Source organism: Actinoplanes nipponensis, from assembly GCF_016862275.1.
GTDB lineage: Bacteria > Actinomycetota > Actinomycetes > Mycobacteriales > Micromonosporaceae > Actinoplanes > Actinoplanes nipponensis.
In genome coordinates this window covers 12,730-27,268 of record NZ_BOMQ01000021.1, presented here as the reverse complement: position 1 = coordinate 27,268, position 14,539 = coordinate 12,730, and the positions used below count along the sequence as shown (strand labels likewise).

Genomic DNA, 14,539 nt, shown 5'->3' with positions numbered 1-14,539 from the left:
CCCGTGAGCCTCCCGCACCCGCACCGGGGACCCCGGGCCGACGGCGGCGAGCCGGTCGACGGCGCGCCCACCGGACCCGAACCCGGATTGACGGCCGGCGACCCTCCGCACGGCGCAGAGGACAAGGCCACCGACCTCCCGCAGAACGCGAAGGCGCAGGCCGGGAGCCTCGCGCAAGGTCCGAAGGCGCAAGCCGGAAGCCTCGCGCAAGGCGCGAAGGCGCAGGCCGGCAATGTCGTGCCGGCCGGGATCGCGCAGGCCGGCCTCGGCTACGCGATCACCGCGCTCGGCGCCTGCCTGGTGCTGCTGGCGGACGACTTCGGCGTGCCACCGGAGGCGCTCGGCCGGCTGCCCGCGACGTTCGGGCTCGGTCTGGTGATCGTCGCGCCGGCCGGGCCGTGGCTGCTGCGCGGCGGCCCCCGCCCGGCCCTGACCGGGGGCTCGCTGGTCATCGCGGCCGGGGTCACGCTGCTCGCGCTGGCCACGGTCCCGGCCGTGGCGGTCGCCGGCGCCCTGCTGCTGGGCCTCGGCGGCGCGGCGATCGTGCTGGTGACCCCGGCTCTGTTGGCCGGGGCGGGCGCGGCGACGCGGCTGGCGAAGGTCACTGCCGCGTCCAGCGCCGCCGCGGTGCTCGCGCCCGCGGCGATCGCCGCCCTGGAGGCGACGGGGCTGGCCAGCGGGAGGTTGGCGCTGCTGGTCGCCGTACCGCCGCTGCTCTTCCTGGCCGTGACGGCCCGCCCGGTCGCCGTGCCGTCCACGCGGGAGCCGGGTGTCCGGCCGGCGGCCGGCGCGGTGGCCCGGCGCTGGGCCGTCGTGGCCCTGGCCGTCTCGGTGGAGTTCTGCTTCACCATCTGGGCCGTGGCCCGGCTCGCCGCCGCCGTCCCGGCGCCCGGCACCGCGGCTGCGCTCGGCACCGCCTTCCCGCTCGGCATGGCGCTGGGCCGGCTGGCCGGCCCGGCGCTCATCCGCCGGCTGCCGGTGCTGCCGGTCGCCGCCGCGGTCACCGCCGCGGGCGCGACGCTGGTCGTCGTCGCGGGCCACCCGGCGGCGATCACCGCGGGGCTCGTCGTGGCCGGCGCCGGCGTGGCGACCCTCTACCCGGTGACCCTGGCCGGCCTGGTCGCGACCCCGGGCCTGAGCGCCGGGCCTGCCGTCTCGCTGGGCGCGCTGGCTTCCGGTACGGCGATCCTGGTCGCCCCCGTGGCGCTGGCCCGGCTCGCCGACGTGGTGGCCCTGCGGCTCGCGTTCCTCATCACGCTCCCGCTGCTGGCGGCGCTGCTCCTGCTGCGCCGCGGGCAGTGACCACCGCCATAGCCGTACCGGTGGTATTTCAGATTTTAAAGAAGTAGCGTTCCGGTCATGACCGAACCGCTCAGCGAGACCCAGCAGGCCGCCTGGCGGGCCTTCGTGGAGAGCAGCTGGGCCCTGCACACCCGCCTCGAGGACGACCTGCGGGCGAGCACAGGGCTGAGCATGGCCGACTACCACGTCATGGTGGTGCTCTCCGAGGCCCCCGGGCGCCGGCTGCGCATGGGCGAGCTGGCCGGCCGGCTGGTCTTCTCGCCCAGCCGGTGCACGTACCAGATCACCACCATGGTCAAGCGCGGCCTGGTCCGTAAGCAGAGCTGTTCCGACGACGGCCGCGGCCAGGAGGCCGTGCTGACCGACGCCGGCCTGGCCGCGCTGACCGCGGCCGCGCCCCTGCATCTCGCCACCGTGCGGGAGACGTTCATCGACGACCTCGACGAGGCCGAGCTCGCCACCATCACCCGCGTCTTCGGGCGCCTGGGTCCGCGACTGCGCACGCAGCCGCTCGCAGTCTGAGGAGAAGACATGCCCGCGATCACCGTCGACGACGTCCTGGTCCTGCCGCGCCTGCCGCAGCTCGACGCCGCCACCACCAGCTACCGCGGCGTCCGCCGGCTGACCACCGCGCCGTCCGGCTACGAGGGCGAGGGCTTCCCGGTCCGGCGCGCCTTCGCGGGCATGCCGATGAACGAGCTGGACCCGTTCATCCACCTCGACCAGATGGGCGAGGTCGACTACGCCCCGGGCGAGCCCAAGGGCACGCCGTGGCACCCGCACCGCGGGTTCGAGACGGTCACCTACATGATCGACGGCACCATGGACCACCAGGACTCCCTCGGTGGCGGCGGCACGATCACCAACGGCGACACCCAGTGGATGACCGCCGGCGGCGGCATCCTGCACATCGAGGCCCCGCCGGAGCAGCTGGTCACCAGCGGCGGGCTGTTCCACGGGCTGCAGCTGTGGGTCAACCTGCCCCGCGCGGCCAAGATGATCGCGCCGAAGTACCAGGACATCCGCGGCCGGGAGGCGGCCCTGCTGACCACCCCGGACGGCGGCAGCCTGATCCGCGTGATCGCCGGCGAGATCGCCGGGCACGCCGGACCGGGATCCACCTTCACCCCCATCAACCTGGCCCACGTCACGCTCCAGCCGGGCGCGCAGCTCGACCTGCCGTGGCAGTCGGACTACAACGCCCTGGTGTACGTGCTGGCCGGCCGGGGCACGGTCGGCGTGGAGCAGCGCCCGATCCAGATCGGTCAGCTCGCCGCCCACGGCGCCGGCGACGCGCTGCGGGTCAGCGCCGACCGGAGCCAGGACGCGAACATCCCGGCGATGGAGCTGTTCGTCATGGGCGGCCGGCCGATCCGCGAGCCGGTGGCGCACTACGGCCCGTTCGTGATGAACACGCGGGCGGAGCTCATGCAGGCGTTCGAGGACTACCAGAAGGGCCGGCTGGGCGTGATCCCGGCGGAGCGGCTGCCGCACACCGACTGACCCCGGTCCGGGACCTGACGGAGCGGCCGGCCCGGCCGGCCGCTCCGACGATCACTTGGGGAAGGCGTTCGGGTCGACGTTGCTGGTCGAGGCGTTGCCGCCGATCACCGGGGTCAGCGTGATCGTCCAGATGGAGGCCGAGAACGACGTCGTGCTGAACTTGAACGTGTCGTCGAACTTGCTGAACGAGCAGTCCCGGGTGAAGCCCTTCTTGCCGTTGTCCCAGTCCTTGCCCGAGGCGGTGTAGACCCGGTACGTGCCGTCGCGCACGCCCTTGGCCGTGAAGGTCCCGCCGCCGCGGACGTACACCGTCAGGACCGGCTTGGGCTTCTTGCCCTTGGCCGGCACCAGGCTGACCGTGGTGTCGTTGGCGCCGTTCTTGATCTTCAGGTGGCCGGCGCCGCGGGCGCTCGAGCGCTGGACGAACGTGCCCGTCTTGAGGCGGCGGTTGGCCTCCTTGGGCGCCGCCGGCAGGAACGTGCCGAACTTGTACTTCGGGTCCGCGGCGGCCAGCTTCTTCGCGTCCTCGCGGATGCCGTCGGCCCAGCCCGACTGGAGCACCGTCGCCCACGGTGAGGCCGCCGGGCATTCCTGCTTGGCCGAGGCGGACTCGTCGACCATGTCGCCCAGGCTCTCCAGCTCGAGGGTGAGCTGACCGTGCGCCGCGGCCGCGCCGGCGGGCGGCTGGGCGGCGCGCAGCTTGCCGGCCTCGGCGCGGATCGCGGTCACCGCGGCCGGGGCCGCCCGGGCGAAGGCGGCGCTGTCCGCCGTGTTGAGCTTCTTGAAGCTGCTGCCGATGGCGGCGTCGGAGGCCGCGAGCATCTGGACGTACTGCTCCGGGGTGAGCGGGGTGGTGGCGGTGGGGCCCGCGCTGCCGGCCGTCGCGGCGATGCCGTTGCGACCGGCCTGCGGGGTGTCGTCGTCACCGCCGGTGAACAACCGGACGATGCCGCAGCAGCCCAGGGCGAGCAGGACGACGAGGCTGCCGCCGATCACCGCGTTGCGCCGGGTGTTGCTCGGCCCCGCCTGCGGCGGACCGGCGAAGGCCGGCCCCTGGCCCGGATACTGCGGCTGACCGGGGAAAGGCTGACCGGGGAAGGGCTGACCGGGGAAGGGCTGGCCCGGGAACGGCTGGCCGGGCAGCGGCTGCCCCGGCCCGGGCTGGCCAGGATGGGGCTGGCCGGGCGGCGGCGGGTAGCCCGGGCCGGACGCCGGGGCGCCGGGATAGGGCTGCGGCGGCGGGAACGGGGACGTCACGCGGATGGTGACCGCGACGTTACCGGCCGTCGGGCTCTGCACCCAGACGACCGCGCCGTCGACGGTGCCGGGCGGCACGGCCACGGTGAGCGGACCGTGCGTCGGCGACCAGACCGTCCGGCTGGTGCCGGCGGCCGCTTCTGCCTGCGGGACCTCGACGATTGCGCTGCTGTACCCCGGATCCCCCGTCATGCCGACGAGTATGGATCAGCCGCGCCAGCCGGCGCTGCCCCATATCCGTCACCCGGCGGCAACGGTTCGGTATCGGCGGACGGCTAGGACATCAGCAGCATCGCGCCGGCGCCGCAGAGCACCAGCAGCAGCATGGCGATGAGCAGTCCCCGCTCCGAGGCTTCGGCCGGGCCGGCGGTCGTGGTCAGGGGCTCACTGCTCATGGGAGTGTTTCCTATCTCGCGGGGGGACGCGTGCTTCAGCGTGCGTTCGGCCGTCAAGGGGCCTACCGTGAGGGCGTCGTCGACCTCGGAAAGGGCTGCCCCGTGCCACTGGAGGACTGGTTTCTGACCTCGGACGAGCGTGGCAACCCGGACTCCCAGATACCCACCTGGTCCACCGGAAACACCGCCGAACCGCTTATTCACGGAAGAACGTATTTCGACCGTTTGGTGACTGAGGTGGAGGCGCTGCGCGAGGGCGACCACCTCTTCTTCACCGACTGGCGCGGCGACCCGGACGAACGGATGCGCGACGACGGGCCCACCATCGTCGAGCTGTTCTCGGCCGCGGCCAAGCGCGGCGTCGTGGTCAAGGGGCTGCTCTGGCGCTCGCACCTGGACAAGCTGGCGTACAGCGAGGAGGAGAACCGCAACCTCGGTGACGACATCGCCTCCGCCGGCGGCGAGGTGCTGCTCGACCAGCGGGTACGCCGAGGCGGCTCGCACCACCAGAAGCTGGTGGTGCTGCGGCACCCGGGCGAGCCGGAGCGGGACATCGCATTCGCCGGCGGCATCGACCTGTGCCACAGCCGCCGCGACGACGCCGACCACCACGGCGATCCGCAGCCGATCGCGATGGCCAAGGCGTACGGGAAGAACCCGCCCTGGCACGACGTGCAGCTCGCCCTGCGCGGCCCGGTCGTCGGCATCCTGGACCTCACCTTCCGGGAGCGCTGGACCGACAAGGTGCCGCTGGACCAGCACGGCCCGATCTCCACGATCGAGGACAAGCTCAAGGGCGCCGACCTGCACGCCGACCAGCTGCCGCCGCAGCCGCCGGACCCGCCGGAGTGCGGCCCGCACGACATCCAGGTGCTGCGCACCTATCCGGCGATGCGCCCGCCGTACGGTTTCGCGCGCCTCGGTGAGCAGAGCATCGCCCGCGGTTACACCAAGGCCATCAAGAAGGCCCGCCGGCTCATCTACCTCGAGGACCAGTACCTGTGGTCCAAGGAGGTCGCCCAGCTGTTCGCCGACGCGCTGAACCAGAACGACGACCTGCACCTGGTCGCGGTCGTGCCCCGGCACCCGGACGTGGACGGCCGCTTCGCCCTGCCGCCCAACCAGGTGGGCCGCGAGGAGGCCATCGAGCTGTGCCGCAAGGCCGCCCCGGAGCGGGTGCACGTGTTCGACGTGGAGAACCACGCCGGCACGCCGGTCTACGTGCACGCCAAGGTGTGCGTGGTCGACGACGTGTGGGCGAGCACGGGCAGCGACAACTTCAACCGCCGGTCCTGGACCCACGACAGCGAGCTGTCCTGCGCCGTGCTGGACAACACCCGCGACGAGCGGGAGCCGCGCGACCCGGCCGGGGAGGGTCAGGGCGCCCGGACGTACGCCCGGAACCTGCGGCTCGAGCTGATGCGCGAGCACCTGGACCGCACCGACGACGACGGCCTGATCGACCCCGACGACGCGGTACGCACGGTCAGCGCCGCGGCCGACGCGCTGCGCGACTGGCACGCCGGCGGGCAGCGGGGCCCCCGTCCGCCGGGCCGGCTGGTGCCCCACGAGACCGAGCGCCTGCCCTGGTGGCAGCGGATCTGGGCGGTCCCGGCGTACAGGCTGATCTACGACCCGGACGGGCGCCCGTGGCGGGCCCGCCGGGCCGGCACCTGGTAGGGCCAGCCCTACCCCGGAGGTAGCCGTGGACGGCTGGGAACGCCCGCCCCGCGCTCACTACCGTGACGCTGTGTCAACAATCGAAGCCCCCTGGCAAGCCCTGACCGGCCGTCGCTACCTGCTCTCCGCGGGCCCGTGGCGCTCCCTGCTCTACGTCGTGACCGCGCTCCCGCTCGCCGGCCTCGCCGGCGCCGGGCTGGGCACGCTGATCCTGCCCTGGCTGGCCGCCGGGCTGCGGCTCAACGACGGCCGGGCCCTGGACGGCCCGCTGCTGTTCCTGATGCTCCTGGCCCTGGCCCTGTTCGCCGGGTTCGCCCCGCTGGTCGCGATCCCGTTGGCCGCGATCGAGCGGGGCCGGCTGGGCCTGGTCGACCGGCGGCCGCTGCAGTCGGCGCACCGGCCGCTGCGCGCCGACCCGCTCACCTGGCTGCGGGTGCGCTACACCGAGGCGGCCACCTGGCGCGAGGTGCTCTACGGCGCCTTCCTGGGGCTGGTCTTCCCGGTCGTGGTGAGCGTCCTCGCCCTGCTGGTGCTGATCGACATCGGTTTCCTGGTGAGCCCGCTGCTCGCCGCGAGCGGCACGGACAGCTGGCAGTTCGGCGTCTTCACGGTGCGTACCGTCGCCCAGGCGGTCCCGCTCGCGGTGGCCGGCGTCCTGCTGGTCCCGGTCCTTCTCTACCTGCTCGGGCTGATCGCCGCCGGTCAGGCGGCCACCGCCCGGGCCCTGCTGGGCGACCGGGACGGCACCGCGCTGCGGGCGGTGGCGCAGTCGCGGGCCCGGCTGGTCGACGCGTTCGAGGCGGAGCGCCGGCGCATCGAGCGCGACCTGCACGACGGCGCCCAGCACCGGCTCACCAGCCTCACCCTGCAGCTGGGCATGGCCCGCCTGGACGTGCCCGCCGACTCGCCCGCGGCGGCCCCGCTGGCGCAGGCCCACGACGAGGCGAAGGAGCTGATGGTGGTGCTGCGGGAGCTGATCCACGGCATCCGGCCGCAGTCGCTGGCCGACCTCGGGCTGCCCGCGGCGCTGCGGGAGCTGACGGTCCGCTCGCCGCTGCCGGTGACGCTCACCGTGGCCGACCAGCTGCACCGGCCGGCGCCGCACCTGGAGACCACCGCCTACTTCGCCGCGTCGGAGGCCCTGGCCAACGTGGTCAAGCACGCCGGGGCGAGCCGCGCCGACCTGCTGCTGGCGCAGGCCGGGGACATGCTGGTGCTGGAGGTCCGCGACGACGGGCACGGCGGCGCGGACCCGGCGCACGGCACCGGCCTGACCGGGCTGGCCGACCGGGTCGCGGCCGTCGGCGGCCGCCTGCTGCTGGCCAGCCCGGCCGGCGGCCCTACCCTGGTCCGGGTGGAGCTTCCGTGGCAGAGCTGATCCGGGTGGTGCTCGCCGAGGACGGCGTGCTGCTGCGCGAGGGCCTGGTCGGTGTGCTGTCCCGGTTCGGCTGCACGGTGGTGGCGGCGGTCGGCGACGCCGAGGCATTGCTCGCGGCGGTGGCCGAGCACCGGCCGGAGCTGGTCATCACCGACATCCGGATGCCGCCGAGCTTCACCGACGAGGGCCTGCGGGCCGCGGTGACGCTGCGCCGGCGGCAGTCCGACCTCGCGGTGGTCGTGCTGAGCCAGTACGTGCAGGAGGAGTACGCCACCGCGCTGCTGGACACCGGCGACGGCCGGCGGGTCGGCTACCTGCTCAAGGACCGGGTGGTCGACGTGCAGGACTTCGTGACCGCGCTGCGGACGGTCCTCGGCGGCGGCACGGTGGTGGATCCGGAGGTGGTCCGCCGGCTGCTGCGCCGGCCCAAGGACCCGCTGGCGGCGCTGTCCCCGCGCGAGCGGGAGGTGCTGGCGCTGGTCGCCGAGGGGCACTCGAACTCGGCGATCGCGGCCCGGTTGTTCGTCACCGAGGCGGCGGTGGGCAAGCACGTGGGCAGCATCCTCGCCAAGCTGGACCTGCCGCCGGCCGAGGACACCAACCGGCGGGTGCTGGCCGTGCTGGCGTACCTGCGCGCCTAGGGTTGCGCCGGCAGCGACCAGGTCGCGGGCGCCCAGATCGGCGCCCGCGGGTCCCCGGCCAGCCGCAGGCCGATCCGCCAGGCCCGCATCGGCGGGCGGCCCGCCGCCTCCCAGCGGTCGACGATCTCCACCGCCGCGGCGCCGCAGTCGTCCGCCCGCTCCCCGCCGGCCAGCACCGAGCCGTCGGGCATGATCGCCGCGCCGCCGGCGCCCCGCTCGTCCAGCAGCACCACCCCGCTCAGCTCGCGGTCGGGCAGGGCGGCGTGGGTGGCGCGGCGGCTCCACACCCCGGCCGCGTACCAGAGGTCCCGGTAGACGTAGGAGCTCAGCGGGGTCTCCCAGCGCGGCGGCGCGAAGGGGGCGAACGGCGCCAGCGTGCCGGACGACACCGGGTGCGGGTGGGACCACGGATGGGTGGCGGTCAGCGGCCCGGCGGCGCTCATGAAGCCGGACGGGCAGATCACCGTCGCGGTCACCGGGCCCTCCGGGCCGCCCTCGACCGCCAGCACCGGGTGGGTGCCGGCGTGCTCGACGGGGGCCACGACCGGTCCCGGCCGGGTCTGGGCCAGCCACGCCGGGGAGATCCCGGCGACGCCGACGGTCACGATCGCGCGGTCGAAGCTCTCCCCCGGCGCCCCTGAGTAGCCGTCGCCGATGAGCACCCGGACACCCTCGACGCCGGCCGCGGCCAGCGCGGCCCGGGCCCGGTCCGCGACGTCGGCCTGCACGTCCACACTGGTCACCCGGGCGCCCAGCGCGGCCAGCAGGGCGGCGTTGTAACCGGTGCCGGCGCCGATCTCCAGCACCCGGTCGCCGGGCCGCACATCCAGCGCGGCCAGCATGATCGCCATCAGCGACGGCTGGCTGGACGAGCTGACCGCCGTGCCGCCGTCGACCTTGGTGACCAGCACGTCGTCGCGGTAGACGGCGGCGCGGAAACCGGCCGTGCCGGGCCGCGCCCAGCTGCCGTCGCGGCGCTGGAAGCCCTCGGCGACGAACGCCTCCCGGGGCACGGCGGCGAACGCGGCGGCCAGCTCCGGGGTCAGCGGCGCGCCGTTGCGACGGAGCTCCTCCACGAAGCGACTCCGCTGGTCAGTCACACCTCCACCGTACGGCTGCGGCCGCCGCGGCGCGCAACCGCGCCGGCACGTCCGCCGCGTGGTAGGGCCACTCGGACGGCTCGATCCGGTCCAGGAAGTCCGCGTACGCGGCGGCCGCCCGCAGCTCGGCGACCGGCCGGATGAGCGCGACGGCCCGCTCCGGTTCGGCGCCGGGCCGGTCCGTACGCCAGCGCCGCGCCCATTCCCGCAGCACCGGGCCGGGTTCGTCCAGCTCGCCGGTGAGCCGCAGGATGTCGTACGCCGGATGGCCGACCGTCGCATCACCCCAGTCGACGATGACCCGGCTGTCGCCGTCGGCCCGCACGTTGCCGGGATGCAGGTCGCCGTGCACGAGCGTGGCCGGCAACCCGCACGCCTCGATCGCGGCGAACCGCGCCGGCAGCTCGTCTACCAGCGCCGCCAGCCCGTCGATCCCGTCGAGGAACGGCTCGGCCACCCGCGCGAACCGGTCGGCGTCGAACCGTCCGTCCGGCACGCCCGCGGCGAGCAGCTCGTCCACCCGGCCGGCGAAATGCACCTGGGCCGGGTGCCAGTCGGCGGCGACGGCCGCGCACAGGTCGGCGCCGGCCTCGTAGCGGTCCTCCCCCGGCACGTGACCCAGCAGCATCCGGCCGGGCGGCCCGGCCCGCAGGACCGTGGGCACCAGGCCGGGCGCGAACCCGCCCACCAGGGCGAGCACGGCGGGCTCGTGCGCGAACATCGGGGGCACCTGCTTGAGCCAGGCGACCGGCTGGCCGGCCGCCTCGAGGCGCCAGATCATCGACAGGTTCCAGGTGCGCTGCTGCACGGCGGTCAGATCGTGGCGGCCGGACGCGGCGAGCGCCCAGGCCACCGAGGCGGCCGGACCGCCGGGGACCGCGTACGGGGCCCGCAGCGGGTGCGGGGCCAGGTCCACATCGGCCGGCGCCAGCGGCGCCGCGGGCGGGCTGAAGACCTGGGCCAGGTACGTGACCCGGCCGCCCGGCGGATGCGGCCGGTCGGCGTCCAGCAGCCGCAGCACCTGCACGTCGGCGCCGTGCCGGCTGCGCGCCTCGGCCACCACGTCCGCGACCTCGGGCCACCAGGGCAGCTCGACCCGGACGGGTGGCAGCGCGCCGAGCAGCGCGCCGCCGGCATCGACGAGGACCAGGGTCTCGGTGCGGCTCACGAGGGGACCGTAGCGGTGGCTCCGCGCGTACGCGAACGCGTTTTCCCGCCGAAACCCGGCCGACATCGCGCTCCGGCTACCGTGGCGTCCGTGAGAACCTCCCAGGTCGGCGCCACCCTCGTCTTCGATGTCACCGCGAGCGCGGAGATCGTCCTGCGGATCGCCGCCGCCGACCCGGTCGCCGAGTCGCTCTCGCTGGACAGCGGGGGCCGCGCCCTGGCCGCGGTGGAGCTGCCCGGACGCCAGCACCTCGTCCGGGCCCCGGAGGGCCGGCTGACCGTGCGGTACGCGGCGGAGGTGGCCGTGACCCGTCCGGCCCCGCCCGGGGTCACCGAGCTGGACCGGGTCGAGGCGCTGCGGCCGAGCCGGTACTGCCCGTCGGACAGGATGGCCGGCTTCGCGGGCGGGCTGTTCGGCGGCCGGCCGGACGCCACCGCCACCGTGCGGGCGATCCGGGACTGGGTGCACGATCACCTGCGCTACGAGGCGGGCAGCAGCGGGCCGTCGACCGACGCGGCGGACACGCTGCTCGACGGCCGGGGCGTGTGCCGCGACTACGCCCACCTGGTCGCCACGCTCTGCCGGGCGATGAACGTGCCGGCCCGGGTGGCGGCGGTCTACGCCCCGGGCCTGTCCCCGATGGACTTCCACCTGGTGGTGGAGACCGCGCTGGAGGGCCGGTGGCAGGTGTGGGACGCGACCGGGCTGGCCCCCCGGCCGAGCCTGATCCGGATCGCCACCGGCCGCGACGCGGCGGACACCGCGCTGGCCACGACGCTGTCCGGGCTGCTGACCATGCCGGAGCTGGTGATCACCGCGGTGGCCGGCGGCGACCTGCCGGCCGACGACCACACCGGCCCGGTGGAGCTGCCCTAGCCCTTGAGCACCCCGTTTACGTCATGGCCTCCGGCTACGTCACGGCCTCGAAGCGGGCGCGGAGCACGGCGCCGTCCGGGCGGCCGTGCAGGCGCAGCCGGGCCATGCCGCCGTCCGGGAAGATGTCCAGCCGCACGTGGGTGGCGACCGGCACCACCGACACCCCGAACCGGTGCCGGGTGTCCGGGGAGAGCCGCACCTGCGGCAACAGGTCGAACCAGTCGGTCGGGTCGTCGAGCAGCCCGGTCCGCGCGTCGATGCCGCGCAGCATCGCGCTGCCCGGCGCGTTGCCCTTGAAGTGGCTGGTGTCCAGCTCGGCCAGCTCGATCACCGACGGCACGGCCAGCTGCACCAGCACCCAGTCGTTGCTGTCGTCGCGGCGCCGCGAAGTCTCCCAGCCGTCCCCCATCGAGCGGGCCAGGCCGGGATAGATCATGTTCTGCGGGTGGCCGTAGAACATGTTGCTGCACCCGGCGATGCGGGCGCCGTACTCGGCGGCGGCCACGTCGAAGACGCTCGGCAGCAGCCTCGGGTCGGGCACCACCTCGCCGTGCACCCGCAGCCGGGCCACCCCGCCGTCGGGGTGGATGTTCAGCCGGATGTGCGTGAAGCGCTGGCTGGAGTCGACCGCGAACAGGTTCTGGCTGTCGCCGGCCAGCGGGGACCGCGGCACGAGCGGCACCCAGTGCGCCTCGGCGAGCTGGATCGGGTCGGGATAGCCCTCCAGCGCCGCGCCCTCCACCGAGGCGTGCGGCGGATAGTTGCCGGTGAAGAAGGCCGTGTCGATGTCGACGCCGTGCACGATGCCGGGCGCGCCGAGCCGGATGATCGCGGTGTCGTGGCCGGGCTCGCGGCGGCGGCGGGTCTCCCAGCCGTCGTACACCTGGCCCTTGTGCCCGAAGGTCTTCGGCGCGAACACCGGGGCGGCCGGCTCGACCAGGTGGTCGGCGGCGGCGAAGAACTCGTCGTTGGCGAACACCACCCCGCCGCCGAAGACGCGCGACGCGAGGTCGGGCAGCAGCGTGAACTCCTCCATCAGGAACCCTCCCGGGTCAGGAAGACGCCGCGGGGGGCGTCGCCGGTCACGGTCCGTCCGCGCAGCCAGGTCGTGCGGACCACACCCGCCAGGACCTTTCCCGCGTACGGCGTGACGGGGTTGCGGTGGTGCAGCCGTACCGGATCGACGGTGAATTCCGCCTCCGGGTCGAACGCCACCAGATCGGCGTCGGCGCCCACGGCGATCCGGCCCTTGCCGGCCAGCCCGACCAGCTCGGCGGGGCGCCGGGCCATCCAGCTCACCACGTCGGCGAGGGTGTGCCCCCGGGCCCGGGCGGCCGTCCAGACCACCGGCAGGCCCAGCTGCACGGAGGCGATGCCGCCCCAGGCCGCCGCGAAGTCGCCGGTGTCCTGCCGCTTGAGCTCGGGGGTGCACGGCGAGTGGTCGCTGACCACGCAGCTGATCAGCCCGTCGGCCAGGGCGGCCCAGAGCCGGTCGGCGTTGGCGGCGTCGCGGATCGGCGGGCAGCACTTGAACTCGGTCGCGCCGGCCGGGATGTGCGCGGCGTCCAGGGTCAGGTAGTGCGGGCAGGTCTCGGCGGTGACCGGCAGCCCGTCGGCCCGGGCCCGCTCGATCAGCGGCAGGGCGGTCGCGGCGGACAGGTGCAGGATGTGCACGCGCCGGCCGGTGGCGCGCGCGGCCGCGATCGCGGTGGCGACGGCGGCGTGCTCGGCGTCGGGCGGCCGGGAGGCGAGAAAGTCCGCGTACGCCGGGGAGGAGGCGGCCGGGTGCAGGTGGCCGGGGTCCTCGGCGTGCACCACGAACTGGGCGTCGACCGCGCGCAGGGCCTCCTCCAGCTGGTCCGGGCTCAGCGGCGGGAACTCGGGGACGCCGGAGTCGGCGAGGAACGCCTTGAAGCCGTACACCCCGGCGGCGTGCAGCGCGGGCAGCGCGCCCACGTTGCCGGGGATCGCACCGCCCCAGAAACCCACGTCGACGTGGAGCTGACCGCGGGCCGCCGCCAACTTGACGATCAGCGCGTCCACGTCGACGGTCGGCGGCAGGCTGTTGAGCGGCATGTCCACGATGGCGGTGACCCCGCCGGCCGCGGCGGCCCGGGTGGCGGTGGCGAAGCCCTCCCACTCGGTCCGCCCGGGCTCGTTGACGTGCACATGGGTGTCGACCAGGCCGGGCAGCAGCGCCACGTCGCCCAGATCGACCTCCTCGGCCGCGTCGACCCGGGCGTCATGGTCGTCCACGGCGACGATCCGTCCCCCGGCGACGGAGACGGCGGCGGGGCGCTCGCCGTCCGCGACGACGGCACGCCGGGACCGCAGCACGAGATCGACCATGCGCCGAGCCTAACCGCCCAGCGTTGCCGCACGGCTACGTCGCGCGAAGCTACCCCGCAAGATCAGATGTCCGTGTCCGGTTCCCGACCGGCCGGATCACCGGGGCGCCGCGGGTTGCCCGCGGCCGGTATAAAGATCCAGCAGCGGGCGCCGCCCCGAGGCACCACCGGCCCGGACGCAGAGAGCAGGACCGTGACGACCCGCCGCATGACCTCCCGCATGACCTCCCGCATGACCTCCCGCAAAGTCGCCCTCACGGCCGCCTTCCTCGCGCTGGCGGCGGGCGGGACGGCGGCCTGCGACAGCTCCTACGACGACGAGTACGCCGACTCCGGTTGGGAGTCCGACGGTTACGACTCGGGGCCGGGGTCGGGCTCTGGATCCGGCTCCGGCTCTGGATCCGGCTCCGGCTCTGGATCCGGCTCTGGCTCGTCCGGGTCCGACTCGTCCGGGTCGGGCTCGTCGGGCCTGCTGTCCGATCCGGACGTGTCGGATGAATCGGACAGCGATGACGAAGCCGTGGGGGACGAGGTCTTCTACTGCGCCGACGAGGACGGGGAGATCGTCGACGAGGAGAACTGCGAGGACGCGGACGAGACGTCGTCGTACTTCCTGTGGCACTCCACCGGCTACAGCCGGGGTCTGCCGACGGGGGCGCAGCTCGAGGGCGGCGATTATTTCTCGCCCGGTGACCGCGCGAGCCGGAAGGCCTTCAAGCTGCCGGCCACCGGGAAGGTGAGCAACGGAACCGTCAAGACGAACGTCGTGGGGCGCGGGAGCACCGGGTCGGGTCTCAGCAGCGGGACGTCGGGCGGCTGAACCGGGTCCGCCGGGCGGCTGGGTCGGGGACCTATTCGCGCCGCCTTCCCGGACCCGCACGGTCATCCGGG

13 protein-coding genes are annotated in these 14,539 nt (G+C 74.7%); 8 read left to right on the top strand and 5 right to left on the bottom strand.

The window, feature by feature from the left end; translation table 11 throughout:
- The first annotated feature begins 3 nt into the window (after positions 1–3).
- Genes Ani05nite_RS08685 through Ani05nite_RS08675 form a run of 3 tightly spaced genes read left to right on the top strand, consistent with a single transcriptional unit; the run spans position 4 to position 2,805 of the window.
- Positions 4–1,302, top strand: coding sequence for an MFS transporter (locus Ani05nite_RS08685; protein WP_203766647.1), 1,299 nt, complete (start codon positions 4–6; stop codon positions 1,300–1,302).
- Positions 1,303–1,359: 57 nt separating this feature from the next.
- Complete coding sequence (locus Ani05nite_RS08680; RefSeq protein ID WP_203766646.1) at positions 1,360–1,824, top strand: MarR family winged helix-turn-helix transcriptional regulator; 465 nt, start codon at positions 1,360–1,362, stop codon at positions 1,822–1,824.
- A gap of 9 nt (positions 1,825–1,833) precedes the next feature.
- Positions 1,834–2,805 carry a pirin family protein gene (locus Ani05nite_RS08675; protein WP_203766645.1) on the top strand — a complete coding sequence of 324 codons (972 nt, stop codon included), beginning with the start codon at positions 1,834–1,836 and terminating at the stop codon, positions 2,803–2,805.
- Positions 2,806–2,856: 51 nt separating this feature from the next.
- Here the strand turns inward: Ani05nite_RS08675 and Ani05nite_RS08670 are convergent, their stop codons facing one another.
- The gene (locus tag Ani05nite_RS08670) at positions 2,857–4,254 is read right to left on the bottom strand and encodes a hypothetical protein (protein ID WP_203766644.1); all 1,398 of its coding nucleotides are present in this window, start codon (positions 4,252–4,254) and stop codon (positions 2,857–2,859) included.
- Positions 4,255–4,559: 305 nt separating this feature from the next.
- Here Ani05nite_RS08670 and Ani05nite_RS08665 point away from each other — a divergent pair, with 305 nt between their 5' ends.
- From Ani05nite_RS08665 to Ani05nite_RS08655, 3 genes are all read left to right on the top strand, one after another.
- Positions 4,560–6,137 (top strand): phospholipase D family protein, encoded by a 1,578-nt coding sequence (locus Ani05nite_RS08665; protein WP_203766643.1) that lies wholly within the window; start codon positions 4,560–4,562, stop codon positions 6,135–6,137.
- 70 nt (positions 6,138–6,207) lie between these two features.
- The gene (locus tag Ani05nite_RS41790; protein ID WP_203766642.1) at positions 6,208–7,515 is read left to right on the top strand and encodes a sensor histidine kinase; all 1,308 of its coding nucleotides are present in this window, start codon (positions 6,208–6,210) and stop codon (positions 7,513–7,515) included.
- Positions 7,503–8,156 (top strand): response regulator, encoded by a 654-nt coding sequence (locus tag Ani05nite_RS08655; protein ID WP_203766641.1) that lies wholly within the window; start codon positions 7,503–7,505, stop codon positions 8,154–8,156. The genes Ani05nite_RS41790 and Ani05nite_RS08655 overlap by 13 nt, the downstream gene beginning before the upstream one ends.
- Here the strand turns inward: Ani05nite_RS08655 and Ani05nite_RS08650 are convergent.
- Both Ani05nite_RS08650 and Ani05nite_RS08645 read right to left on the bottom strand, forming a co-directional pair.
- A complete protein-coding gene (locus tag Ani05nite_RS08650) occupies positions 8,153–9,256 on the bottom strand; it encodes a protein-L-isoaspartate O-methyltransferase family protein (protein ID WP_203766639.1) in 1,104 nt (367 codons plus the stop codon). The two genes, Ani05nite_RS08655 and Ani05nite_RS08650, sit on opposite strands and share 4 nt — an antisense overlap.
- Positions 9,249–10,424 (bottom strand): phosphotransferase family protein, encoded by a 1,176-nt coding sequence (locus Ani05nite_RS08645; RefSeq protein WP_203766638.1) that lies wholly within the window; start codon positions 10,422–10,424, stop codon positions 9,249–9,251. Before Ani05nite_RS08645 ends, Ani05nite_RS08650 begins: the two co-directional genes overlap by 8 nt.
- A 90-nt stretch (positions 10,425–10,514) precedes the next feature.
- On the opposite strand from Ani05nite_RS08645, the gene Ani05nite_RS08640 reads away from it, so the two are divergent.
- Entirely contained in the window at positions 10,515–11,300 is a 786-nt protein-coding gene (locus Ani05nite_RS08640; RefSeq protein ID WP_203766637.1) for a transglutaminase-like domain-containing protein, read from the top strand.
- 34 nt (positions 11,301–11,334) lie between these two features.
- On the opposite strand, the gene alc is transcribed toward Ani05nite_RS08640, so the two are convergent.
- Together alc and allB are read right to left on the bottom strand one after the other, a co-directional pair.
- Positions 11,335–12,336: an allantoicase gene (gene alc / locus Ani05nite_RS08635; protein WP_203766636.1), complete on the bottom strand. Its 1,002-nt coding sequence runs from the start codon at positions 12,334–12,336 to the stop codon at positions 11,335–11,337.
- Entirely contained in the window at positions 12,336–13,649 is a 1,314-nt protein-coding gene (gene allB, locus Ani05nite_RS08630; RefSeq protein ID WP_203766635.1) for an allantoinase AllB, read from the bottom strand. Before allB ends, alc begins: the two co-directional genes overlap by 1 nt.
- Positions 13,650–13,841: 192 nt before the next feature.
- Between allB and Ani05nite_RS08625 the strand changes: the two genes are divergently transcribed.
- Positions 13,842–14,468 carry a hypothetical protein gene (locus Ani05nite_RS08625; protein ID WP_203766634.1) on the top strand — a complete coding sequence of 209 codons (627 nt, stop codon included), beginning with the start codon at positions 13,842–13,844 and terminating at the stop codon, positions 14,466–14,468.
- Positions 14,469–14,539: the final 71 nt, after the last annotated feature.